The 25,629-nt window shown below is 69.6% G+C and carries 18 protein-coding genes; 14 read left to right on the plus strand and 4 right to left on the minus strand.

Features of this window, described 5'->3' with window-relative positions; translation table 11 throughout:
* Positions 1-49: 49 nt before the first annotated feature.
* The 13 genes from G4D85_RS37340 to G4D85_RS37400 all read left to right on the plus strand — a co-directional run bounded on the left by G4D85_RS37340 (position 50) and on the right by G4D85_RS37400 (position 18,205).
* Positions 50-1,141 (plus strand): UvrB/UvrC motif-containing protein, encoded by a 1,092-nt coding sequence (locus G4D85_RS37340; RefSeq protein ID WP_164018888.1) that lies wholly within the window; start codon positions 50-52, stop codon positions 1,139-1,141.
* Between the two features lie 168 nt (positions 1,142-1,309).
* Positions 1,310-2,920, plus strand: coding sequence for a hypothetical protein (locus G4D85_RS37345; protein ID WP_164018889.1), 1,611 nt, complete (start codon positions 1,310-1,312; stop codon positions 2,918-2,920).
* A gap of 253 nt (positions 2,921-3,173) precedes the next feature.
* Positions 3,174-3,458, plus strand: coding sequence for a hypothetical protein (locus G4D85_RS37350; protein WP_164018890.1), 285 nt, complete (start codon positions 3,174-3,176; stop codon positions 3,456-3,458).
* Positions 3,459-3,645: 187 nt separating this feature from the next.
* Complete coding sequence (locus tag G4D85_RS37355; protein ID WP_164018891.1) at positions 3,646-5,040, plus strand: ammonium transporter; 1,395 nt, start codon at positions 3,646-3,648, stop codon at positions 5,038-5,040.
* Between the two features lie 219 nt (positions 5,041-5,259).
* Entirely contained in the window at positions 5,260-6,807 is a 1,548-nt protein-coding gene (locus tag G4D85_RS37360) for a Vgb family protein (protein ID WP_240359726.1), read from the plus strand.
* A 69-nt stretch (positions 6,808-6,876) separates the two neighbouring features.
* Positions 6,877-7,905: an alpha/beta hydrolase family protein gene (locus G4D85_RS37365; protein WP_164018893.1), complete on the plus strand. Its 1,029-nt coding sequence runs from the start codon at positions 6,877-6,879 to the stop codon at positions 7,903-7,905.
* Between the two features lie 242 nt (positions 7,906-8,147).
* Positions 8,148-10,154 (plus strand): serine/threonine-protein kinase, encoded by a 2,007-nt coding sequence (locus G4D85_RS37370; protein ID WP_164018894.1) that lies wholly within the window; start codon positions 8,148-8,150, stop codon positions 10,152-10,154.
* Between the two features lie 62 nt (positions 10,155-10,216).
* Complete coding sequence (locus G4D85_RS37375; protein WP_240359742.1) at positions 10,217-11,020, plus strand: hypothetical protein; 804 nt, start codon at positions 10,217-10,219, stop codon at positions 11,018-11,020.
* Between the two features lie 14 nt (positions 11,021-11,034).
* Positions 11,035-11,859: a hypothetical protein gene (locus G4D85_RS37380; RefSeq protein WP_164018895.1), complete on the plus strand. Its 825-nt coding sequence runs from the start codon at positions 11,035-11,037 to the stop codon at positions 11,857-11,859.
* Between the two features lie 198 nt (positions 11,860-12,057).
* Positions 12,058-13,416, plus strand: coding sequence for a hypothetical protein (locus tag G4D85_RS37385; RefSeq protein WP_164018896.1), 1,359 nt, complete (start codon positions 12,058-12,060; stop codon positions 13,414-13,416).
* Between the two features lie 59 nt (positions 13,417-13,475).
* Positions 13,476-14,411 (plus strand): vWA domain-containing protein, encoded by a 936-nt coding sequence (locus G4D85_RS37390; RefSeq protein ID WP_164018897.1) that lies wholly within the window; start codon positions 13,476-13,478, stop codon positions 14,409-14,411.
* On the plus strand, positions 14,411-15,391 hold the full coding sequence (locus tag G4D85_RS37395) for a vWA domain-containing protein (RefSeq protein WP_164018898.1): 981 nt from the start codon (positions 14,411-14,413) through the stop codon (positions 15,389-15,391). Before G4D85_RS37390 ends, G4D85_RS37395 begins: the two co-directional genes overlap by 1 nt.
* Before the next feature lie 18 nt (positions 15,392-15,409).
* Positions 15,410-18,205, plus strand: a complete 2,796-nt coding sequence (locus tag G4D85_RS37400) for a heavy metal translocating P-type ATPase (protein WP_164018899.1) — start codon at positions 15,410-15,412, stop codon at positions 18,203-18,205.
* 21 nt (positions 18,206-18,226) lie between these two features.
* On the opposite strand, the gene G4D85_RS37405 is transcribed toward G4D85_RS37400, so the two are convergent.
* Together G4D85_RS37405 and G4D85_RS37410 are read right to left on the minus strand one after the other, a co-directional pair.
* A complete protein-coding gene (locus G4D85_RS37405) occupies positions 18,227-18,970 on the minus strand; it encodes a class I SAM-dependent methyltransferase (RefSeq protein ID WP_205525872.1) in 744 nt (247 codons plus the stop codon).
* Between the two features lie 216 nt (positions 18,971-19,186).
* Positions 19,187-19,351 (minus strand): hypothetical protein, encoded by a 165-nt coding sequence (locus G4D85_RS37410; RefSeq protein ID WP_164018901.1) that lies wholly within the window; start codon positions 19,349-19,351, stop codon positions 19,187-19,189.
* Positions 19,352-19,683: 332 nt separating this feature from the next.
* On the opposite strand from G4D85_RS37410, the gene G4D85_RS37415 reads away from it, so the two are divergent.
* On the plus strand, positions 19,684-20,922 hold the full coding sequence (locus tag G4D85_RS37415; RefSeq protein ID WP_240359727.1) for an SNIPE associated domain-containing protein: 1,239 nt from the start codon (positions 19,684-19,686) through the stop codon (positions 20,920-20,922).
* A gap of 177 nt (positions 20,923-21,099) precedes the next feature.
* Here the strand turns inward: G4D85_RS37415 and G4D85_RS37420 are convergent, their stop codons facing one another.
* A complete protein-coding gene (locus G4D85_RS37420; protein ID WP_164018902.1) occupies positions 21,100-21,693 on the minus strand; it encodes a hypothetical protein in 594 nt (197 codons plus the stop codon).
* Between the two features lie 21 nt (positions 21,694-21,714).
* Complete coding sequence (locus tag G4D85_RS37425) at positions 21,715-24,993, minus strand: eCIS core domain-containing protein (RefSeq protein WP_205525873.1); 3,279 nt, start codon at positions 24,991-24,993, stop codon at positions 21,715-21,717.
* Positions 24,994-25,629: the final 636 nt, after the last annotated feature.

Here is a 25,629-nt window from a genome sequence, read left to right on the forward strand (position 1 = left end):
TACGGTGCGGGGTCGGTCCCCCGCTCGTGGTGGGGACGCCTCTCCGCGCATGGACTCCCGCGTCGACTCACTCCTCGCCCACGTTCGCGAGCACGCCGAGAACCGCCCCGGGGTCTACCGGATGCTGGGGCCCTCGGGCGAGGTGCTCTACGTGGGCAAGTCCGTGCGGGTGCGGACGCGGCTGCTCTCCTACTTCCGCGCGGACGACAGGGAGAAGGCGGCGGAAATCATCTCCCACGCCCACCGCGTCGAGTGGGACTACACCGCGAGCGAGTTCGCCGCGCTGCTCCAGGAGTTCCGGCTCATCAAGTCGCAGCGCCCGCTCTACAACGTGGAGCACAAGCGGGACCGGGGCCACTGCTTCATCCACCTCACGCGCGAGGCGGTGCCCCGACTGCGCGTGGTGGGCCGGGCCAACGGAGAGAGCGGCGACTACTACGGCCCCTTCCACGGCCGCGAGTCCGTGTCCGAGGTGGTGCGCGCGGTGAGCGACCTGCTGGAGCTGCGCGACTGCGCCTCGGACACGCCCATGCGGCTGGCGGACCAGGGCCAGCTCTTCCCGCTGAAGCAGGAGCCGCTGTGCATGCGCGGCCAGCTCTCGCGCTGCCTGTCGCCCTGCGCGGGCGGCTGCACGCAGGCGGAGTACCACGCGCGAGTCCTCCAGGCCCGGGCCTTCCTGGAGGGCACGTCCGACACGCCGCTCACCGTGCTGCGCGAGCGCATGGCCCTGGCGGCCCGCCGCCTCCAGTTCGAGTACGCCGCCGAGCTGAGGGACCGCGCGGAGCGGCTGGAGCAGATGCGCGGCTGGATTGTGGAGCTGGGCCGCACGCTCAAGCTCCTCTCCTTCGTCTACACGGTGCCCGGCCACGGCGGCGAGGACCGCACCTACGTCGTGCGTCGCGGCAGCGTGCGAGCGGAGCAGCCCGCGCCCCAGACCGACGAGGAGCGCGAGGCCCTGGAAGCGCGAGCCCGCGAGGTGTTCGAGCGCCCGGAGCCGGAGACACTCGGCCTGCGCGCGCACGAGGCGCAGGAGGTGATGCTCATCGCCCGCTGGTTCCGCCTCCACCCCGAGGAGCTGGAGCGCACGCTCCCCGCGAAGCAGCTCCTCGCGCTCCCGGACCTCTCCACGCCCACACCCTGAGCACCGCCGCTCCAGTCTTCTTGGAAGCTGGCAACCCGGGGTTTTCCGTCGCAAGGCGAAGAATCCGCGCCGGCCTCGTTCTCCAGCCCGTCACCGGACTTCCGAGGCACGTGCATGCCGCATGACCCGAGGCCGTGGCGATGACGCATCGACCTGGGGAACGACACGATGAGCAAGCGGCGGATTCTGTTGGGGGCGCTGGCGGTGGGACTGCTGGGCGGAGCCTGCGGGGGCTCGGAGCAGCAGCACGCCGTGGAGGACGCGGTGAACGGCAGCCTGCTCGCGCGGGTGGAGCTGAGCGCCACGCACCAGGTGGAGTTCTACGAGTTCGCACCGGGCCAGGTGGGCCTGCGCGAGAGCGGCACGGTGGATGAGCCCACCGCGCTGGGGCCAGAGCGCCTGTCGCTGCCCATGGACGCGCTCTATCAGGAGCTGCGCGGTGGCGCTGCACCCGTGCCCCAGGCGCTGGCGGAGGCCCTTCAGCGCCGGCAGGCGGCGAAGGCGCCGGGCGCGGTGGAGGCGATGACGGAGCCCTCGGCCGAGGTGCGACAGAGCGCCAGGCCCGTGGAAGGCCCCGGGCCGCTGGTGAGCTTCGGCAACTGGGAGAGCTGGGAGGCGGATGCGCAGTGGTGGCGGGACAACTTCTGCGGCGGCACCGGGATGGACGAGGTGTTCTGCCCCACGAACACCGGCTGGGCGGACAGCGGCTGGCGCAAGACGACGTACTACGAGGCGTCCGGGCTGGCGGCGGACTTCGTGGGCTCGGCCGTGTTCTTCATGGATGGGTGGAACTGCGACGGGGGCTGTAGCTGGAAGCGCCTGTACACCTGGAACCTGGCGCCGCGTTACTACCAGCGGTGGATCATGGACACGACGGGCTGGTTCCGCTCGCGCATCGACGTCGTCTCGCCCTCCGTGCGCGTGGACTTCGCGGCGAAGTGGCGCAGGGCCTTCCCGGACCTCCAGGTGGCTGGCGAGTTCCCCTCCAACTCCTCGCCCGGCTACACGGACAACATCCAGGGCGTCACCCATGACGCGAGCAACTGGTACATGACCAACACGGGCACGCTCTACAAGATGCCGGTGGGCCGCAACCTGTCGCAGTCGGGCTATGCCTCCATCGCGCGCGGCATCCCCTCGCAGCTCAGCGCCTACAACCACCTGGGAGACCTCTCCTATTACGGCGGCCGGCTGTTCGTGCCGCTCGAGGGCTCCACGCCGGCCGTGGGCGTGTTCGACACGAACCTCAACTACGTCGCCCACTCCATCCTGCCGGGCGCGGGGGACGCGCCGTGGTGCGCGGTGAACCCGGTGGATGGGCACCTGTACGCGTCCAACTTCAACAGCAACGTCATCCGCAAGTACAAGATCATCTGGCTCGGCAGCACGAACCCGACGGTGCCGCTGCGGGTCGAGTTCGAGTGGGTGGCGACCATCTACCTCCGCGACATCAACGGGACTCCCGTCACGCTGTCGCGCCTGCAGGGCGGCGAGTTCTCCCCGAAGGGCAACCTCTACCTCGTCTCGGACGTGGTGGGCCGCGGCGTGATTGGCGTGGACGTCCGCACGGGCCGCATCCAGACGGAGATTCCGGTGAACTACACCGGAGGCAACGAGGAACTGGAGGGCATCACCATCTGGGACCTGGACAGCGGAATCGCTCCGGGCATCAGCGGGCAGGTCCACGTCCAGATGATCGACAACGACTTCTGGAACCAGGACGACTTCTACTTCAAGCACTACCGGGTCGCCGATGCGGCGCTGAAGCAGGACCTCTGAGTGGGAACCGGGCGGCCCGCCCCCACGGGCCGCCCAGGCACGTCCAGCGCCTCGCGGCGTCCGTCCCACCGTCACCCGGAGTGACGCCGCGACGGAGTCCTCTACGGGGTTCTACGCGCATGAAGGACTCCACGCGGCGGGTGGGTCGATAGCAAGGCGGATGTCAGGCACAGGGCGTATGACTGCGTGGACAACCCTTGCCTCGTACCCCAGTGTGCGCGGCGCCACTCTGATGAATCTGGGGGATGAAGACATGAAGACGAAGCTCTCGGCGGCAACCCTCGTGACAGCCCTGCTCGCGTCCTCCGCGGCGTCGGCGGCCGTCACCGTGCGCTACTACAACCGTGACTCGCGCGACTACACGTGGTCGGCGGTGTGCAGCGGCGTGAAGACCAACGTGACGTTCGGCCGGAGCCAGACGGCCTCGGTGACCATCCAGGGCTCCGGTCCCTGCACCGTCCAGACGGACGCGGGCAAGGTGGTCCTCAAGGGCGGCGAGAACCTCGACATCAAGGACGGCAAGCTCCAGGTGAACTAGCCCGCCAGCCCTCGGGTGGGCAGCCAGGCAGGCGCACCATCCGTCATCCACCCACCTGAACCCGCATCCAAAAGAACAAAATGCAGCGGACTTAGCTTAGTTGAGTGAGAATTAAGACCAGCCAGCGTTGAAATTATCGAAGACCCGATCCACAATGCATTGCGTCAGTCTTCCGTGGGGAGGCGCAATGAAGAAGTGGTTGGCGGTGGCCCTTCTGGTGGGTGTGGGTGTGGCGGGCCTGCTGGTGAATCCGGCGGCACAGGTGAAGCAGGGCGGGCCCATCAACGCGGCGGATACCGCGTGGATCCTCACCGCGACGGCGCTGGTGCTGTTGATGACGCCGGGCCTGTCGTTCTTCTACGGCGGGATGGTGCGGCTGAAGAACGTGGTGTCCACGCTGCTTCAGAGCTTCATCGCCATGGCGGTCATCAGCCTGCTCTGGGTGGTGGTGGGCTTCAGCCTGAGCTTCGGCGACAGCTTCCACGGCTTCATCGGCGACCCGCGCACCTTCTTCATGTTCAGCGGCGTGGGTGGCGAGACGCACCCTGACCTGGCGCCGACGATTCCCCTGCTGCTGTTCGCGCTGTTCCAGCTCAAGTTCGCCATCATCACCCCGGCGCTCATCACCGGCGCGTTCGCCGAGCGCGTACGCTTCAAGGCGTACCTGCTGTTCATGGTGCTCTTCACCCTGTTCATCTACGCGCCCCTGGCCCACTGGACGTGGCACCCGGAGGGCTTCCTGCGCAAGTGGGGCGTGCTGGACTTCGCGGGCGGCACGGTGGTGCACATGTCCGCGGGCTTCGCGGCGCTGGCGGGCGCGCTGGTGCTGGGGCGGCGGACGGTGCACGTGGAGAACACCGCGCACACGCCGGCCAATGTCCCCTTCGTGATGCTGGGCACGGGCATGCTGTGGTTCGGCTGGTTCGGCTTCAACGCGGGCTCGGCGCTGTCGGCCTCGTCGCTGGCGGCGCTGGCGTTCGCCACCACGAACACGGCCTCGGCGGCGGCGATGCTGGGGTGGATTGCCTTCGACTGGCTGCGTGGCCGCAAGCCGAGCGCGATGGGTGCCTGCATCGGCGCGGTGGTGGGGCTGGTGGCGGTGACGCCGGCGGCGGGCTTCATCACCGTGGGCCAGAGCATCGTGGTGGGCCTGGTGGCGAGCTTCGTCAGCAACGCGGCGGTGCACTTCAAGAGCCGCACGGCCATCGACGACACGCTGGACGTGTTCCCCTGCCACGGCCTGGGCGGGGTGGTGGGCATGGTGCTGACGGGGGTGCTGGCAAAGGACGTGGGCCTCATCCACGGCGAGACGCGCACCTTCATGATGCACATGGTGGCGCTGGTGCTGGTGTCGGTCTTCTCCTTCGTGGGCTCGTACCTGCTCTACAAGGTGGTGGACCGCATCGTCCCGCTGCGCGTCACCCGCGAGCAGGAGGAGCAGGGGCTCGACCTGAGCCAGCACGGCGAGACGGTGGGCGAGGGGTCCACGACTCCGGCGCCGCACGTGCCCGTCGTCGCCGCGACCACGGCCACCGCCGCGCCGACAGAGCCGCCGAGCACCTCCGTGCCGCTGCCCGCCTGACGCGCACCTCCCGAAGCCTCACCCGGCGCCCGTGCTCCCCAGGGGAGCACGGGCGTTGGCATTTGAAGAGTCCCTGACTCCCAGGGCACCGAACCGTCCTCTTCACAGACGGCGGGAGCCCTTCCAGTCACTGGTACCGGGCCGGCAGTCACTCCACCCTCGGCTCGGGCGTGACGGGAGGAACACATGGGGAACAGGTGGCTTGGAAGTGCCGTATTGGTGGCCTGGCTTTGCGCGGGCTGCCAGGGAGGGACGGAGGAGCAAGCAGGCTCCACGGCTCCCCTGGAGGAGGCAGCACCCGCGGAAGTCACTGCCGCGAACGAGCAGGACTCCCAGGAGGTCTACGACGAGAACTTCGGCCGTGGAGCAGGCCCCGAGTGGAGCCACCGGACAGTCTCTCGGACTCCCAAGGCGGGGCGCCAGTTCCTCGGCCCCTTCAGCCAGCAGGAGGTGACGCTCAGCCTGGAGGACCTGCCGGCCCATGACGAAGTCACCGTCAGCCTGGACCTGTTCGTCCTGAAGTCCTGGGATGGCAGCGACGCGACGAAGGGGCCGGACCGCTGGGTGGCGAGCGTGGACGGTGGCCGTGTCCTGCTCGATGCGACCTTCTCCAACGACAAGGCGCCGTACGACTCGCGCTACTCCCAATCGTACCCGGGGCCGTACCCCGGAGGCAGCCACCCGGGCCTCACCGGCGCGGAGTCGAAGGGGACGCTCGGGTACCGCGACGAGTCCGGCTACGGGAGTGTGGGGGACTCCATCTACCGGCTCAGCTTCACCTTCCGGCACTCGGGCGGCACGTTGACGCTCCGCTTCGCGGACCCGTCGCGCGCGGAGGCCAACGAGCAGTGGGGACTGGACTCGGTGAGCGTGGAGGTCCGCAAGAAGGACGGTGGCGACCTGCTGGTCACCCAGGGGCTCAACGCCAGCGTGCTGCGCTACGACGGAGACACGGGCGAGTTCGTCGGGGTCTTCATCCCGCCCGGCAGTGGCGGGCTGCTGAACCCGCAGGAACTCACGTACGGGCCGGATGGGAACCTCTACATCGCCAGCTTCGACAGCGGGAACGTGCTGCGCTACGACGGGAGGACGGGTGCGTTCATCGACGTGTTCGTTCCCGCGGGCAGCGGCGGGCTGGGAGCGCCGGGCGGCCTCATCTTCGGGCCCGACGGCAACCTGTACGTCGCCGACAGCTTCTTCGGTACCAACAGCGTGCTCCGGTACGACGGGGAGACAGGGGCCTTCATCGACATCTTCGCCACCGGGGGTGGGCTCCTCGTGCCGCAGCGGATGGCCTTCGACAAGCAGGGGAACCTGCTCGTGGTGAGCATCTCGGGCAACGACGTCTTGCGCTACGACGGGGACACGGGTGCGCCCTTCCCGGCGCCGGGACAGCCGGGAGCGGTGTTCGTTCCGGACCTCGAAGCGGTGACGGTGGCCGTCGGCAGGGACGGCAAGGTGTACGTGGGCACGAGGGACGACGACGTGCGGCGCTATGACGGGAGGACGGGCGCGTTCATTGACGTCTTCGTGGAGCCGGGGAGCGGCGGGGTGGCCGATGCCCTCGACCTCGAGTTCGGGCCCGACGGCAACCTGTACCAGGTGGACTTCCTGCCGGGCTCGGTGCTCCGCTACAGCCGGAGGACGGGGGGCTTCATCGACACCTTCGTGCCACCCGGTAGCGGCGGAGGCGGCTTCTCCGCCACCCTGACGTTCATGCCGTCCAAGCGAAACAGGCCCCACGGCGTGGAGCCGACGAGCGAATAGCAGGGGCGGGAAGCCGGAACCCGGAGCCGGAGCTTGCAATGAGTCCGGTCTCCGAGCGTCATGAGCCGCATGAGCACCTCCGGTCCCCGCGGCGCCCCACTCCACCGAGCCCTCCCTCTCCTTGCCCTGCTCCTGAGCACCTCCGTCCTCGCCGAGGCCCAGGGCGTGGGCTTCCGCGAGCTGACGATGAAGGACCCCGTCGGCGGAGGCGCCATGGGCGGCCTCGTCTTCTACCCCGCCGCCCAGCTCTCACAGCCGCTCCCCGTGGGGCTGTGGCTCGTCGATGCGGGCCGTGACCTGGAGCCCGTCCCCGGCCGCTACCCGCTGGTGCTCATCTCCCACGGCCATGGCGGCGACCGCTGGGGGCATCACGACTTCGCCACGGCGCTCGCCCGCGAGGGCTTCATCGTCGCGTCGCTCAACCACCCCGGTGCCAGCTTCAAGGACTCCAACGGTCCGGCGGCCTCCACGGACGAGGTGTGGCTCGGCCGCGCGTGGCACATGAAGACGCTCCTCGACACGGTGCTCGCGGACCCCACGGTGGGCGCCTCCGTGGACCCGGGGCGCGTCGGGGCCCTGGGCTTCTCCGCGGGTGGCTACACCGTGCTGCTGCTGGCCGGTGCGAAGCCGGACCTCGGCCGGCTGGAGCGGTACTGCAAGACGCGAAAGCAGGCGGTGCTCTGCGGGATGCTGCCGAAGGTCCGCGCCACGCGTCCGGACCTCCAGGCCACCGCGGAGCCGCGAGTCCGCGCCGTCTTCTCCATGGCCCCCGTGGGCGTCTTCTTCGACAAGGCCCGGCTCAAGGACGTGAAGGTGCCCGTGCGCCTGTACGCAGCGGCGAAGGACGAGGTGCTCCCGGTGGCGGACCATGCCGGCCACGTCCGCGCCTCGCTGCCCACGCCGCCCGAGTACACCCTCGTCCCGCGCGCCGGGCACTACGTCTTCCTCGCCCCCTGCACCCCGGAGTCGAAGGACGAGGCGCAGGAGCTGTGCATGGATCCGCCCGGAGTGGACCGCGTGAAGCTCCACCGCGAGCTGGCCACCGACGCGGTGCGCTTCTTCACCCGCACGCTGGCAGCCGCCCCCGCGAAGCCCTGAGGCGCCTCCAAACTCGACAGGCGCCTGCTTCCCCAGCAGGCTGGCGGCAGCCACCCGCGCGTCCCGGGGCGGTTGGACGTCCTGCCCCCGTCCCCGGTTCCACTCCGCGTCAAACCACCCCGCATACCCGGGGTGCCCCCCTCCCCGGGTACCCTACGACATCGGGAGGGTTGCTTGCCGGTGGGGTGGGAGGATGGAATGGGGAAAACGCAGCAGTCGTGACACGTGCGAGCCCCAACCTCATGACCCGACCCTCCGACGGTGACCTCCGTACCGACACCGTCTTGCGGAACACCTACAAGATTGCCTCCGTGCTGGGACGGGGTGGCATGGGCTCGGTGTATCTGGCCCAGCACCTGCGTCTTCCCGGCAAGCAGGTGGCCGTCAAGGTGCTCCGCGGCGGCGACCACCTGACGCAGGAGATCTTCACCCGCTTCCGCCGCGAGGCGGAAATCGCGTCCCGGCTGGGCCACCCCAACATCGTCGAGGTGCTGGACTACGACACGCTGGAGGACGGCACCCCGTTCCTGGTGCTGGAGTTCCTGCGCGGAGAGAGCCTCCAGTCCCGACTGGAGCGCGGGCGGCTGCCGCTGGACGAGGTGTTCTCCTACACGCGGCAGATGGGCTCGGCGCTCCAGGCGGCGCACGGCGCGGGCATCGTCCACCGGGACCTCAAGCCGGCCAACGTGTTCCTGGTGCCCACCGACTCCGGCGGCGTGGTGGGGCAGCGCTTGAAGCTGCTCGACTTCGGCATCTCCAAGGTCCTCACCTCGGAGACGCTGCAGACGCAGGAAGCGACCATCATCGGCACGCCTCAGTACATGTCGCCCGAGCAGGCGATGGGCAAGAACCGCGAAATCGACGCGCGCACGGACATCTTCGCGCTCGGCTGCATCGTCTACGAGATGATGTCCGGCCAGCCCGTCTTCGGCGCGGGCAGCCTCGCGCAGATGATCTTCCGCGTGGTCTACGAGCCGGCCGATCCGCTCGGCCCCCTCTGCCCGGAGGCGCCCGCGAGCGCCCTCTCCGCGGTGGAGCGCGCGCTCTCCAAGAGCGCCGCGGACCGCTTCCCGGACGTGGCCTCCTTCGTGGAGGCCCTGACGGGCAGCCCGCTGCACACGCTCTCCCCTCCGTCGGGGGCCTACGCTGCTCCGCGCCCCGTGCAGAAGGCGCCCTCGGGCATCGCCCTGCCATCGCAGAATACGGAGAAGGCGCCCTCGGGCATCGCCCTGCCGTCGCAGAATGCGGAGGAGGGCTTCGACGCCACGATTGCGCCGGGCAGCGTGAAGGTGTCACCGGAGACGGGCCGCATGGGCGTCGTGACGCCCGCGAGTGGCGGGCCCTCCACGGCTCGCATGGGCGTGGCCCAGCCCGAGTCCCCGCCCCAGGGCGCGTGGGGCACGGGGCGCATGGAAGCGCCGCTGATGGACCCGCCGAGCCTGGAGCCCACGCTCATCTCCAAGCAGATCCCCGCGCTGCCCATGCCGGAGCGCCCGCCCCAGCCCATCACCGCGGTGACGCCCCCGGTGGGGCCCGCGCCCCAGCCACTCCCGCCCCCTGTGCCATCCGTAGCCGGGGTCCCCGTCCCGCCGGTGGCGATGGCGCCTCCGCCCGGCACGCAGCCGGCATCCCGAGGCCAGGGACCGCTGTTCGCCGCGGCGGCCGTGGCGCTCTTCGTCGCGGGAGGTGGCGCGGTCTGGTGGATGGGCCGCCCCGCGACGCAGCCCACCGTCCCCGTGACGCTGACGAACCCCACCGCGACGCCGCCTCAGGCTGCCAATGTCACCGGCACGGCGGGGACTACCGCACCCACAGAGCCCACGCCGGGCACGCAGACGGCGGTGGTGCAGCCGCAGCCCACTCCGGGCACGCAGACAGGCGTCGTGCAGCCCCCGCCCACGGCGACGCCTGACCCGGTCCCCACCCAGCCGGTGGCCAGCACCACGCAGGCCCGGCCCACGACGTCCCGTCCGGAGCCGAAGGAGAACCTGCCGGAGAAGGTGCGGCAGGTGGTGGCTGACGCGGAGCGCGCGTTGGACGTCGGCGACACCGCCGAGGCCATCCGGCTGGCGAAGCTCAGCCAGCGTACGGTGGAGGGCGTCAGACCCGTGGCGTCATATTCCATCCTCACTCGCGCCCACTGCCTGCGGAAGGACCTGGGCGCTGCCAGGGGGGAGTGGCCGAAGGTCGCCGCGTCCGACAAGGCGAAAATCAAGAAGCTCTGCGAGAAGAACGACATCAATCTCTGACACACGGGCCTTTCGCGAAGGGGGGCCCTCTTTTGCAGCACGAGGTGATTCGCTTGAGAACCATGGTCGCAGTGATTGTCGCGGCGGTCGCGCTGGGAGCCACGCCCGGGCTGGCGGCGGCTCCCGTGGAAGCAGGCAAGGTGTACTCCGGTACCGAGGGCGAGGAGGTAGCGGTCGTCCCCCTCGCGCCGAGGGCCGCGAAGAAGTACCTCCTGCGCGTGCGGGGCACGGGCTCCGAGTTCGACGGGAAGGTCTTCCCCTACGAGCTGAACGACTGGAGCACCAGCACCAGCGAGCAGTACAACTACAAGACCCAGTGGCACGGCCGGGACTACACGGCCCTGCACGTGCGCGACAAGCGCTACGAGCTGTACGTGCCCGGCCGCCAGCAGGCCATCCGCCTCACCTTCGACGAGAAGAAGACGCAGACCCTGAAGCCGGAGGAGGTCTACGCGACCTACCAGAAGCTCCAGGCGGACGGCACGCTGGCGAAGCTGATGGCGTTCGACCGCAAGGGCGAGGCCGCCCGGCATGACAAGGACTACGCCGCGGCGCTCCTGGAGATGAACAACGCGTGCGGCACCTCGGTGTCGGCCGCCATCGACTGGAGCAGCGTCAACGACGACCTCCTCAAGGAAGTGAGCATCTCCAGCTACTGCGAGTCCCCGCTCACCGCGATGAAGGGCCTGTGCGAGGTCTCCAACGTCGCGAAGCAGACCGTGGGCGAGAAGGTGAAGCAGGTCAGCTGCCGCTTCGCGCCAGTGCAGGAGCCGAAGTTCGAGGCCGACCGCCTCATCTGGACGACCAATAAGGACGCCAGCAACCAGGACACGTACGCCACCAGGTTCTTCAAGAAGAACCTGTAGCCGGAGCCCTCCCGATGAACTTCAAGCGATTCGCCGCGGTAGCGATGTCCCTGGCGTGTGGTGCCTCCCTGGCCGCCGAGCCCGTCCAGCCCCCCTGGGGCAAGGAGGAGAACCTCGGCCAGAAGATGCTGATGGAGGCCACCTCGGTGTGCACCGACGGCAAGGGGCACTACGTGGTGTCGGCGCCCCAGGAGGACGGGAACCGCCCGGTGATGTACTACGGAGACGGGAAGTCCTTCGTCGAGGTGGCCAGCCCCGGCCCCTACGCGCCGTCCAACTCCTTCCTGGAGCCGCGCTTCTTCAACAAGGGCTCCAACCCCAACTTCCGCGGCATGGACTACCGCGTCGTGTCCGAGGTGGACCTGGACGTGAAGGAGAAGACCTGCTCGCTGCGGTGTGGCGAGAAGAAGATTCCCTTCACCCTGATGGACGGCACGCAGGCGGCGGAGCTGCTGCGCAAGGCCACGTACGAGCCCAACCCGCAGAAGTACGCGCCCCACGCGCTGCTGCGCGACACGAAGGGCAACTACTACTTCGTGGACCGCGGCTTCCACCCCTCCGAGCAGAAGAGCTACCGCGTCTTCATCGGCCAGCGTGGCGTCCTCAAGCCGCAGAAGATGACCAACGTCGTCTCGGACTCCGAGGGCGAGATCTTCTCCACGAAGAAGGGCGAGCTCCGGCTCGTGCTGGACCGGGACAAGACCTCGATGTGGATTGAGAACACCAAGAAGTCGTTCGAGCTGCGCCAGGTGCCCGTCCACGAGAACCTGCCGCTCATCTACAACGACCTGGGTGTCTACGAGGGCATGCGGCTGGGCACGCCCTGCGACGACCAGTAGCCGCCACATCTTCGCAAGGCCCTCGGGCCGGGTGGAGCGTCCCAGCCCAAGGGACGCACCTCCCGGCCCGTGCCATTTCCACCGCCCACCGGGCCCGCCCACACCGCCCGTGTCGCCCCGCACCACGCCTGACCGGAGGGCCACGGACGGGCCGGCCTTGATTGCCCCGCCCGGTTGCGCGAGCCTTCCCGCTCCGCCGTGAGCCATCCCCGCTACTTCGTCCCCCATGCCGCCAGCGCGGCCGAGCCCGTCCAGTCGGACGCCTCCGCCGTGGCCCACGTGGTGGATGCGTTCCGCCTGGAAGCGCCACACCTGCTGGAGCAGGAGTGGATTGTCGGCATCGACGCGGTGGGCAACGTGCACGTCGTGCCCGCCAGCCAGCGCGACCTGCTCCCCGCCGCCACGCGCGCCCAGCTCACGCACCACGAGGTGGCCTCCGGCCGCATGCCCCGCCGCATCGCCGCGTCGGAGCTGTTCTTCTTCGCCGTGGAGTTGGTGGAGCACCCCTCCGACGCGGAGGGCTTCAACGACCCGGTGTACCTCTACGGCCACCTGTCGGGCCCCTGGCCGGGTGACGCCCCCGTGCGAGTGCCCGGGCAGCTCACGGTGACGCGAGGGGACGTGCTGTCCGGGCTGGTGCACGGCGCGGCGGACGCCTTCCACTACGTGCCGACGCCGGAGAGCCCGGCCGCGCCGCGCGGCTACCACGCATTGCTGCCGGGAGACCGTCCCGAGCGCCTCGCCGAGGGCCGGGGGCTGGTGCTCACCTGGCCCGCCGTGCCTCCCGAGCTGCAGGTGGGCAACGCCTCCAACGGCCCCATGGTGGCGCGCATCCTCCATGACGTGCTCACGCAACTGCAGGAGGACGCCCACGCCAATGGCGGTCCGGCGCCGCTCGCGCGGATGGAGCTGCCCGTCCCCAGCCGCGACCTGGCCATCGCCGACCTGGAGATGCGCGGCTACGAGGTGAAGGGCGACGTGGCCATCCTCCGGCGCAACCATCCGGGCCTCCTCACGCGCATGGCGGAGTGGCTGCGCGCGGAGAAGGTGAAGGTCCCCGCCGAGGCCGGCGCCCCGGGCTTCATCGACGTCGCCCGTCAGGCCCTCACCGCGCTCCCTGGCTGGCCGAGCGACACGGAGCGTGCGCTTCGAGCCCTCGTCCGCGCGGGCGGCGGTGCGCCCGTCTCCCGGGGCGTGCCCGTCCCCGCCGCAACCGCAGCCCCACGTCCCCTGCCCCCTCGCGCCCCGCCGAAGCCGCCGCGCCCGGATGACTGGATGCGTGACTTCCTGGACGCACACGCCGCGTCCCACCCGGGCGGCGCGCAGCCCAAGCTCACGCGGACGAAGCCGGCCTTCACGGCGCCGCCCGCGCCCGCGAAGCCCGGCACGCCCTCGTGGATGGCGGACTTCGGCGCGAGCACGCCCGCTCCCCCTCCGAGCGCGCGCCGTGAGCCGCCAGCGCCGGCGCCCCCGTCGAAGCCTCCCCCATCGAAGACGCCCCCGGCTTCCGCTCCCACGGGCAAGAAGCCGGACTGGATGTCCGACTTCGACGAGTAGCGCATTGCGACGCCTGCCCGTGGGGCGATACCGTCGCGCCCCACAAGCAGGGGGAACACATGGGACACGAGAAGCCGGTCGAGCCGTTTTCGGACCTTCACGTCGAGGACGACAAGGTACGCGCGGTGCTGCTGCACGACCCCACCGTCGAGGGCCTGGACGTCGCCATCTACATGGACGCCTCGGGCAGCATGCGGGACGAGTACAAGTACAACACGCCCGCGCGCAGCTTCCTGGAGTGGATTCGGGGCGCCCCCTTGAAGGAGCCCGCCAACCAGGTCGAGCCGCAGGTGCAGTGGATGCTCGAGTACCTGGCCACCAAGGACCGCAACGGCCAGCTCCGCGTCGCCTACTGGGCCGCTGGCAACTCCGGCCGTGACGTGGAGGTGGTGGGCGAGCTGAAGGGCGTGGACGTCAAGAAGTACAAGTTCCCCGGCGCGAGGAACCTCGGAAGCCACACGTTCCTGGCACCCGCGCTGAAGGACTACGTGAACTACCTCAAGGAGCAGGTCCCGAAGGGGGCCCGCCGCGGGTGCGCGGTCATCGTCACCGACGGCCAGCTCCACGACGCGGAGGAGGTCGAGAAGTTCTCCGCGCAGGTCGCCAAGGAGATTGCCGCCGGCAAGCTGCCGCGCCTGAACTTCGTCCTGGTGGGCGTGGGTGACGGCATCGACGAGGAGCAGCTGGAGCGGATTGCCCACACCGAGTACCCGGGCGTGGGGCACCTCTGGTGCCACCGCATCGCCAAGGAAATCACCCAGGTGGCGGAGCTGGTGGCGGTGCTCGTGGATGAGAACATGACGGTCGCCGCGGGCGGCACCATCTACGACGACAAGGGCAAGGTGCTGAAGACGTACGAGGGCCGCCTCCCGGCGGTGCTCGAGTTCGACGTGCCCGAGGGCGCGGAGAGCTTCACCCTCGAGGTGAACGGCCAGCGCTACACCCAGCCGCTGCCGGACGAGGACCACCACGACGAGGACGAGGACCACCACTGATGGCCGGCCACGAAGCCATCGTCCGTCCGTTCTCGGACGTGCACCGGATGGGGAACAAGGTCGTCGCCACGCTGCTGCATGACCCGACGGTGGAGGGGCTGGACGTCGCCCTCTACATGGACGGCTCGGCGAGCATGGAGGACGAGTACGGGCCGCGCGGCGTGCTGGCGAAGCTGGCGCCCGTGAAGAACCTGGTCGAGCCGCAGATGCGGTGGATGCTCGAGTACCTCGCGAGCAAGGACCGCGACGGCGGCGTGCGCGTCGCCTACTGGGCCACGGGGGATGGCAGCCAGCTGGAGCAGCTGGGTGACCTGACCGCGGCGCAGGCCAAGGACTTCCGCTTCCCCGGGCCGCGCTTCTACGGCAAGGCCACGGTGATGCTGCCGGTGCTGCGCGACTTCGTGGCGCACATGAAGGGAGCGGTGTCGAAGGGCGCGCGCCAGGGGCTCGCGGTCATCATCACCGACTCGCAGCTGTCGGACGGCCCCGACGTGCGGGCCTACGCCACGCAGGTGGCGAAGGAAATCGCGGCGGGCCGCCTGCCACGGATGAACTTCGTGTTCGTCGGCGTGGGCGACCAGGTGGACGAGGAGCAGATGGAGGAGATCTCCCACGAGACGTACCCGGGCGTGGGCCACCTCTGGTGCCACCGCATCGCCGACCGCATGGAGGAGATGGCGGAGCTGGTGGCGGTGCTGGTGGACGAGACGATGACGGTCGCCGCGGGCGGCACCATCTACGACGAGCAGGGAAAAATCCTGAAGTCGTACGAGGGCCGGCTGCCCGCGGTGCTCGAGTTCGAAGTACCCGTCACGTGCAAGGCCTTCACCCTGGAGGTGGCGGGTCAGAAGTTCACCCAGCCCATCCCCGAGGAGCACGAGGACGAGGACCACCACGAGGACGAGGAGGAGCACAAGCCCGAGCCCGTGAGTGCCCCCTCCCCCGCCCCGTCCCGCAAGCACGGCGGCCACCGCCACTAGCATCAGGAAGACCACGCCATGTCCGAGCAGAAGAAGAGCAACGCGTCGCCCGCCCATGTCCATGGGCCGGGCTGCGAGCATGACCATGCGCATGACCACGACCACGCGCATGAGCACGGGCATGGCGAGCCCCACGTCCACGGGCCGGACTGCAAGCACGACCACGGCCCGTCCCTGGCGGCGGTGAAGCCCGCCGGGAAGCTGTCCTTCAAGGAGCTGAAGGTCATCGGCCCGGCGAAGGCCGAGAAGCACGTGCACGGGCCGGACTGCAACCATGACCACGGCCATGCGCACGCCCACGGTGAGAAGCACGAGCACGGCCCTGGCTGCGACCATGACCACGACCATGGGCACCACCATCACCCGAAGCCGAAGCGCGTCCGTCCGCCCGGGCACCGTCCCGCGGAGGGCGGAGGCGCGGCGCTCCAGCTCGACCTGGAGGGCGCGCTGCCGGGTGAGACGGACGACGCCGGCCGATTCCAGAAACTGGAGGCCGCGCTCGAGGCGCACCGTGGCGTGACGGACGTCCACCTCCGGAGAGACCTCGGACACGGGGAGGTCTGCATCCACTACAAGCCGGAGGTGGTGAGCGCGTCGGAGCTCATCACGGCCGCGCAACGCACCGGCGCCGAGGTGGCGGAGCGCTACAAGCACCAGACGTGGTTCGTGCGCGGGATGACCTCGGCCGACTCGGCCACGGCCATCGAGCATGGACTCGGAAAGCTGAAGGGCATCCTCTCCGCGAGCGTGGCGTACGCCAGCGAGCGGCTCGTCGTGGAGTACGACAGCGAGGAAGTCACGCTGAAGGACGTGGAGGCGAAGGCGAAGGCGCTCGGCTACGCGCTGGAAGTGCCGATGCAGGGCCATGCCTGCTCGCACCACGCGCACGGCGGCGGGCTGGCGCCGCTGCTGGAGATGCCGCTGATGGTGGCCTCTGGCGTGCTGCTGGTCGCCGGCTGGCTGCTGGAGAAGTTCGGTGCGGTGCCGGCGCTGGTACCGACGTTGGTGTGGGCCCTGTCGATGGCGAGCGGTGGCTTCTTCGCCATCCGGGGCTCGGTGAAGTCGCTGCTCCAACTGCGCATCGACATCGAGACGATGATGGTGGTGGCGGCGCTGGGCGCGGCGGTGCTGGGCGCCTGGTTCGAGGGCGCGTTCCTGCTCTTCCTCTTCGCCGCGGGCCACGCGCTGGAGCACCGGGCCATGGACCGCGCGAGGCGCTCCATCGAGTCGCTCGGCGCGCTCCGTCCCGAGGTGGCGCGCGTGCGCCGGGGCAGCGACGTGGTGGAAGTCCCCGTGGGCGACGTGCAGCGCGGAGAGCGCGTGGTGGTGCGCCCCGGCGACCGCGTCCCGCTGGACGGCATCATCCGCGAGGGCAAGAGCTCGCTGGAGCAGGCGGCCATCACGGGTGAGTCCATCCCGGTCGCCAAGAAGGCGGGCGACGAGGTGTTCTCCGGCACCATCAACTGCGAGGGCATGCTGGAGGTGGAGGTCACGCGCCTCTCCTCGGAGTCGGTGCTGGCGCGAGTGGTGGACATGGTGGCGGAGGCCGAGGCCCAGAAGGGCCCCAACCAGCGCTTCGCGCAGCGGCTGGAGCGCACGGTGGCGCCGCTGGTGATGATTGGCGCGGTGGTGTTTCCGGTGGTGCTGATTCTGCTGGGCACGCCGGTGAAGGAAGCCATCCTCCGCGCGGTGGCGCTGCTGGTGGCGGCCTCTCCCTGCGCGCTGGCCATCTCCACGCCGTCGGCGGTGCTCTCCGCGGTGGCGGCGGCGGCGCGAGGCGGCGTGCTGGTGAAGGGCGGCATCTACCTGGAGCTGCTGGCGAAGGTGAACGCCATCGCCTTCGACAAGACGGGCACCCTGACGGTGGGCCGGCCGAAGCTGCTCAGCACGGTGCCGGCGCAGGGCGTGTCGCGCGAGGACCTGCTCGGCACGGCGGCGTCGGTGGAGGCGCTCTCGGCGCACCCGCTGGCGCGCGCGGTGGTGGAGGCGGCGGCGGAGGGCGGCATCCACGCTCCGGCGGGAAGCGACCTGGAGGCGGTGCACGGCAAGGGCATCCGCGCGAAGGTGGGCGACGCGGCGGTGGACGTCGGCAGCCTCGCGCTGTTCGAGGGAGACACCGTCCCGGCGGAGATTGCCGCGGAGGTCCGGAAGCTGGAGGAGTCCGGACAGACGACCATGGTGGTGCGCAAGGCGGGGCGCTACCTGGGCGTGCTGGGCGTGGCGGACACGCTGCGCGCGGGTGCGCGGCACGTGGTGCACACGCTGAAGGACTACGGCATCGAGCACACGGTGATGCTGTCCGGCGACAACGCGCTGGTGGCGCAGTCCATCGCCGCGCAGGTGGGGCTGGACGAGGCGAAGGCGCCGCTGATGCCGGCGGACAAGGTGACGGCGGTGCGGGAGCTGGGCCGCAAGGGCTCGGTGGCCATGGTGGGTGACGGCGTCAACGACGCGCCGGCACTCGCGGCGGCGGCGGTGGGCGTGGCCATGGGCGGCGCGGGCTCGGACGCGGCGCTGGAGACGGCGGACGTGGTGCTGATGAGCGATGACCTGTCCCGGCTGCCCTTCGCGCTGGGGCTGGCGCGTCAGGCGACGGCGGTGATGCAGCAGAACCTGGTCATCTCGCTAGGTATCAGCGGCATCCTCATCATCGCGGCGGTGTTCGGCCTCACGCAGATCAGCCACGCCGTGGTGCTCCACGAGGGCAGCACGCTCCTGGTGGTCGCCAATGGCCTGCGCCTGCTCGCCATCAGGCCCCAGGCCATGAAGTCCGCGCCCGAGGCCGTGGTGGGCGTGCAGCCCGTCGCGGGCTGAGCACGCCTCGCCACGCGGAGGCTAAGGGCTGGCGGTCTTCCGGAAGCTGACCACCAGCCCCTTGTCCCCTCCGGTCCGAATCTCCGCTCGGGACTGGAGCAGCTTCGAGACGTTCACCCGGCTCTCGCGGTTCCAGATGATGAAGTCACCGGCCTCGTCGTCGAAGTTCCACTGGTGCAGGCCGTCGTAGTTCGCGTTGACGGCCTCGTTCCGCGCGTGCGAGAGCACCACGAAGCCACCCGTCTTCGCCACCGTCAGCGCCTGCTCGATGATGCGCACGGGCTCGTAGCTGTGGTCGAGCGAGTTCTCGGCCCACACCAGGTCGAACGACTCCGGGGCGAACCGCGTGGCCAGCATCTCACCATGACACCAGGAGGTGCGGACCGGCGGGGTGACTCCGAACTTCGCCATGACGCGGTCGTACACATCCGCGAGCGGATCCACCGCGGTGATGCGGAGCTTCCGGTTGGCCGACTTCTTCCCCAGCACCGTCAGCGGCCCGGCGCCCACGTCGAGGACCTCGATGGTGTCCTCGCCCCCAGGGGGCGGGAGGTATTCCTCCACGAAGTGCTGGAGCGGAGTGTCCGGGTTCATGCGGACCTTGTAGTCCTCGGGCCACTGGCTTCCCTCGGTCTTGAACCAGTTCTCCCAGAAGGCAATCTCGCTGGGCAGGGCCTCGGTCCAGAGGGCCTTCGCGCTCGGGGACGCAGCCATCAGGGGAGGGGCGGGAACGGCCGGTACGACGCTGTTGGTACCGTCCTGCATGGACGTGGGGAGGTCCACCAGCGCTGCATGGAGACCACGTCGAACTCGGGTAAGCACTCGTGAAAAATCGACCATGGGCCGCAGCATCGTCCCAACTGAATGTCCCATCAAATACCTCCTTCAGCCCGTGACGGGCTGAGCAGGGTCATGCGGGCCAGCCCTTCAAGTCCCGTGGCCGCTGCAGGCACGCCAGTGTCCTCCTGCTGACACCGTGGTTCAGCGAAGACGGAATTGGCGAGCCAGCAGGGCGTCAATCTTCGGAAGCCGCTCCACCGTGTCCTCCCGTTCATCCATCGCGCCAGTCAGGAGGGCGGTGTCTTCAGCGGAGAGCCGGGTAGTGCCCACCACGGACACAGGCGGCCCGCTGATGAGCAGGAGCATGGCGCCACCTCCCGGGCTGAGGTCCGCGAAGACATAACCACCGCCTATGTCGGGCCTCCAGGCTGGGGGAGCGGTGGCCACACGCACCAGATAGTCCAAGCGGAGCGAGATGAGCCTCGTTGTCTTTCGTCCCCGTGAGGCGGCGGTGTGTCCTCGGCTCACCCTGTATTCAAGCAGGGAGCGGCCCTGCACATCCTTGAGCCAGGTCAGCAGCGGATGAAGCGATCCGCCGCGACCATGCTCGAATCGAAGCGGAGCTGACGCGCGCCCGCGAGCGAGCGAGCTCCATCGTCCAGGACGCGGAGAACCGGCGCCAGCAGGAGCTGTCACGGATGGCCGAAGAGCTGGCCCGTGCACGCGAGCAGACGAACACGGCCATCCAGGAAGCCGAGACCCGGCGCCAGCAGGCCCGCTCGGAGCAGACCCAACTCGATGCCGCCATCGCCAGGCTGAAGGCAGAGCTCCAGCCCTTGGAGGAGGAAGCAGTTCTCCGCTCGTTCGGCCTCTACAAGCCCATCTACAACCTCTCCTCGTCGGAGAAGTACGAGCTGCGCCTGGATGCCATCCGTGACCAGCAGAAGGCGATGCTGAAGAACAAGACGGCCGCCTTCTGCCGCATCGAGTGGGAGGTCAATGGCAGCAAGGCGGAGGGCCGCAAGCAGACCGAGCGGACCCTGAAGCTGATGCTTCGGGCCTTCAACGGCGAGGCGGACGCATGCGTCGCCAAGGTCACTTACAAGAACATCAAGGCCATGGAGGCGCGCATCCAGAAGGCCGCCGAGGTCATCAGCGGCCTCACCGAAATCCAGCAGTGCTTCATCTCCGACAAGTACGTGGACCTCAAGCTGGAGGAACTTCGCCTGGCCCACGAATACGAGGAGAAACGGAACGAGGAGAAAGAGGAGCAGCGGCGCATCCGCGAGCAGATGCGCGAGGAGGAAGCCGCGCAGCGCGAGCTGGAGCGGGCGAAGCTCGAAGCCGAGAGAGAGGCCCGGCGCGACGAAGAAGCCCTGCGCAAGGCCCGCGCCGAACTCGAGAAGAGCAAGGGCGCCGAGCAGGAGAAGCTCATGGAACGCATCGCGGAACTGGAGCGCCGGGTGGCAGAGGACCAGGAGCGCACGCGGGTCATCTCCCAGGCACAACTGACTCGCACGGGCCACGTCTACGTCATCTCCAACATCGGCTCCTTCGGCGAGGACGTCTACAAGCTGGGGATGACGCGGCGCCTCGTGCCCCAGGACCGCATCGACGAACTGGGAGACGCCTCCGTCCCCTTCGAGTTCGACGTCCACGCCATCATCCGCACCTCGGATGCGCCGGCGCTGGAAACGGCCCTGCACCGCACTTTCGCGAGCAGACGCATCAACCGCATCAACGAGCGCAAGGAGTTCTTCCGCGCCACGCTGGATGAGATCGCCCAGGCCGTGCGCGAACACCACGGCGAGTTCGAGCTGACGCGCCTGGCCGAGGCCGAGGAGTATCGCAAGACGCTCGCTATCCTTGAGGAGGAGCGCGGAGTGGCACCGGGAAGCAAGTCCGCCAATGTTCCCCTGGAGCGTGCTTTCGCCTGAGCTCCAGGAAACGACCGCGAGGGCTTGCGGCATGACTCCGGCGTCCAGGTCCGCCCCGGCTCACCGGCGGAAGCGGAATGAACGTTCCTTCCTCGGGTGAGGCCCCCCGGAGACGGCCCGTGACAGTTTTTCCCAGGCCACCCTATGACACGCACAGAACGCCCCCTGCGTCTTGAGTCAGCTGGAGGGTTCCGGCTTGTACCAACGGGAGCTCACCTCCAGCAGGTTCCCGACGCCTGCATCGGTCTCGCGAGACCGAGCCCGGAAGACCGGGTCGGCGAACTCGGGCCAGCGAAGGTGCATGACAGCCATCGCAGCGTTGGCGCGCACCTCGACATCCGGAGACTCGAGCCCCGCCCGGATGAGCCTGCTCGCCTCATCGTCATGTCGGTCGAGCGCCATTCCCAGCCGGACATAGGCTCCCGGGTCGCTGGCTCCCTCGTGGCGAACGGCGTCGAGCAGCTCCTCGACGGAGTACGTGGAGAACTGACGTCTCAGTCCGGTGGTCAGCAGCGCGCTGGTGTCCGGGTCCACCGCCGCTACATTCAGGTAGCGCGCGCGGCGGACATCATCGAGCGTGACGGTGATGATGAGGTTCGCATCCGCCACGTGCGTCCACGCAAAGACGACGACGCCGGGTGCCTGGTGCACGGCACCGTTGGAGACGAACTGCAGGTCCGGCGACTTCGCACTCCAGTCACGCAGGAGCCGGTCGACCGACTCCACCAGCTCGATATCGGGCGGCGGCGCTTTGAAGACCAGGGCTGCCATCGTGGCTCCTCCTCCAGGCGCTCAGGGCGTTGATGACGTCGCCTGCAGAAATCGATGGAGCTGCTCCGTGAGTTGCTCACCCGCTGCCCGCGCCTGGGCCGTATCCTGGACGTCCATACCGCGCACCGCCGTCATGAGCCAGCGCTCAAAGGCCCCTCCCACTTGCACCAGCGCATCGCCGCCAGTCACGACGAGCAGCCGCGTCTGGTCCTGCCTCAGCGCCTGCAGGAGCGTATCGAAGGCGACCGCGTAGCTGCCCTGACGTACCCGCGTGGCTGCGTTCGCGAGGGAGGGTTGACCTCTCTGGAAGCGCCGGAATGCGGCCTCGCCCTGCACCGCCGAGCCGCCGGTCGCCATACCGGCCGGGCGGCCGTAGGTGATGTCGCTGGCGGAGAGCACACCGGCCTGATGGAGCGTGGACGTCACCTGAAGGGCGGGCTGACCGCCTGGCGTGCGGGCGCTCTCAAGTACACGCAGACCCCTGATATCGGGCGTCTCGACGCCTGACTCCATCAGCCGGTTCACCGACTGGAGACCATAGGGCGGCATGTAGTTGAAGCTGGTATGAGGGTCATAGTTGGGATCGTTGGGGATTGGCGCAGGTTGGCCCGGGAGATGTCCCGCGGCATAAGCTCCCAGCGTCGGCACCAGGAAGTTCTGTCCTCGGGGCGGCCCTCCGCCAGCGGGTATCCTCACCTCCGTGGAATAGCCCTGCACTGTCGGGTCGAAGAGCTGTTGTCGTTGAACCCGCTGCCCCCTGGCTAGCGGAGGGGGCTGGAGCGTCACGGCACCTGAACGGATACGGTCCCCGAGCAGGTTGAACTGCTCGGGGCTCAGCGCGGTGGGAGCGGTCTGGCCGCTCCGAACCGCGGCCTCCGCCTCCCCGAGTTGCTGGGCGAAGCGCGACGATGATGGCGAAGCAGACCCGAGTTCCCGCAAGAAGCGGGTGCGTGCGGCCACCAGCCGCACCTCCAGCTCCCGCCCGATGAGTACCTCCCGGAAGTTGTACATCGGAGCGGTCGGGTTGATGGCCGCCACGAGGCGCTGCCCCACGACGGACAGGGAGGTCAGCCGGTACTGGCGCTGCCAGACCGCGAGCCGGACCGCCAGCAGTGAGCGCGGGATGCCGCGCCGCAGTAGCGGTGCAATTCGCGGCCGCAGCTCGCGAACCGCGCGGTCCAGGTCGCGCTGCTTCTCTTCGGGAGTGCGCGTGTCCGTCCCCCGGACGGTGCTAGCGATGAACCGCCCCAGCCGCCGCGCCTGCGCGACAATCCAGTCCACCACCCTGTCCAGCGCCCGGTCGATGGGCTGACGCACGCGGTTGACCACGTTCGTCACCGCATCGCTCACCCGCCCCAGCCCGGCGATGCGCGCCAGGAAGCTGATGACCAGCGTGAGCAGGCCGGCCATCGTCTGCTCGACGCGGTTGGCCGCCGGGCCAATCGCGCCACTCGCAATCGCCGCGAGCGAGTCGATGACGGACGCCGCCACCTGGGCGATCTGCCGCATCCGCTCCACGAAGAACATCACCGTGTTGTAGGTGGCGATGATGGCCTGGATGAACGCGCCCGCCGGGTTGAGGCTCGTCACCAGGCGCGTAATCGCCGCCTGCACCACCCTGTCCCGCACGAAGGTCATGACCTGCTCCATGACCATCTCGCGCAGGTTGGACAGGCTCTGCTGAATCTGCTCCCACGCGGCGGCGGGCCCCTGGGTGACGAGCGTCCGGACGATGTCGAACGCCGTCTCCATCGCCCGCACGGCCGTCTCGCCCACGGCCCGCACCAGCTTCTGGCGGATGTTCTGCCAGGTCAGCCCCAGCACGCTGAGGACGAACTTGAGAATCTCCTGCAGGTTGAAGCCCTGCGGAATGTAGATGCCCGCCCCGCTCATCGCCCCGGTGAGCCAGCCGATGAGCGAGCCGCGCAGGTGCGTGAGGAACCGGGCCGCGAACTGCCGCAGGCCCTGGAGCCCCGCGCGCACCAGGTTGCCGACGAAGCCCATCGGGTTGCGGAGAATCGTCCGGAACGTCTCCGCCGCCCGCCGCAGGTACGGCATCACCCCGGGCGCGACGACGGAGAAGATGATTTCCAGCAGGTTCCAGACGGTGTTGCCCGCCCAGCTCAAGAACCCGCCGATGAAGCCGCCGAACGCGCTCGCCACCCGGGCGAACGCGCGCGGCAGCAGCACGATGTCCGCAATCTCCAGCGAGCGCAGCGCCGAGAGGAACAGCCCGGGGACCTGCCGGACGAAGCCCGTCAGCCCGCCGAGCGCGCCCTGGAACCACGCCCACGCGCGGCTCACCGCATTGGCGCGCTTGAGGTTGTTCCAGATTTCCTCCTGGCCGATGAGCTTCATGAAGCCGCCAATCAGCGTCTCGGCATTGCGCGGCACGGCCTCGCCGGTAATCGGGTCTCTGCCGAGCACGGCCTTGAGCAGGTCGTAGCCGCGAGTGCCCTCGGCCAGCCGGGCCAGGGGGCGGAGAATCGCGTCCTTCACCAGCTGGACGATGCCGCTCACCATGGCGCGGGCGGTGCTGATGATGCGGTCGATGGGCTCCGTGAAGATGCGCCGGGCGCGCTCCCACACGCCTCCCGGGTTGAGGAAGTCGCGCAGCCCCAGCGAGTCGATGAAGCGGCTGACGGCCGCCCGGAAGACACTCCCGGTCATCCCGAGCGACTGAATCTGCTGCTCCACCCACGTGCCCGCGCGCTCGAAGACGCCATGGGTGTCGAGCGCCCGGGTGATGAGCCCGCCGCCGGGCATGAACTCCACCACGGCCCGGAGGATGTTGGCCGCGCTCCGGTCCACGCGGCTCATGTTGATGGGGTTCACCCCCAGGACGATGGTGAACATCCGGAAGCCGGGGATGTTGTTCGCCCGGCCGGCGATGAAGTCGAGCACATCGCCCAGCCCCAGCCGCTGCACGCCGGGGCCCTGGGTGCGCTCGTTGACGCGGAACGACGCACCACTCGCTGCGGCCTGGGACGCGTGGTCCGCCTCGCGCTCGTGGGGCCCGCCCTGGCCGGGGGCCGACCTCTGCACCGCGGGAGCCGACTGCTGCTGCACGACGTGCGCGAGCTCGTGCGCCAGCAGCCGGACATCCGTGGCCTGCTCACGGCGTCCCAGGAAGATGTGGTTGCCGTACGTGAAGGCCCGCGCGGACAGGCCCTCGGCCGCCTTCCCCGCGCGCGTATCCGCGTGGACCCGCACCGCGCCCAGGTCGACCCCGAAGCTGGCCTCGGCGGCCTGCCGCACGGCGGGCGCCAGGGGCTCTCCGCCCTCGGGCGCACCGGACATGGGGACGACCTGCAGCGGAAGCGCGGCCCCGGCCCCAGCGGCACGGGCCTGCGCGGAGCGGTCCGCCCCCTCCGGCGCCTGCCGCAGGTGCGCCATGGCTCGGGCGAGGCGAGGGCTGCTCCGGGCTCCCGGCCCCAGTCGGACGGCCGCGCCGCCTGGAGCATCAACAGAGGTCGCCACGGTCCCCGAGCGCGGAGGCGTCGAAGCGCGCGCGGGGGCCGCCGCGGGACCTCGAACCGGAGCGCGCGCGGGAGCGGGCATGCGTCATCCTCTCCCGGGAGCCTGACGAGCAGGACGCGCACGCGGGCCAGGGGACACGAAGGCGCGAGGCCTCAGCCCCTCTCGCATCGACTGCCGTGACTCCACTCCCCAGAGCACGCGCATGCCAGGAACCATAGGCAACCACGGAATCCGGTGTCGAACCGCGCCCGCCAGAACCTCCTTCGCTTCGCATTCTTCGTGACGTTCCGTCAACGCACCGCGTCCAACGCACCACGCCCCGAGGACGAGGCGCCGGCGTCACGGCGCCATCGGCCGAGCGAGCAGCCGACAGCTCGTTGGCATTCCAATGAGCAACGTCCGTCCGGACGCGGACAGCGGCTTCGCCCGCGGGCGCTGGGAGGGAATACGAAACGT

It is taken from the genome of Pyxidicoccus trucidator (assembly GCF_010894435.1).
Taxonomy (GTDB): domain Bacteria; phylum Myxococcota; class Myxococcia; order Myxococcales; family Myxococcaceae; genus Myxococcus; species Myxococcus trucidator.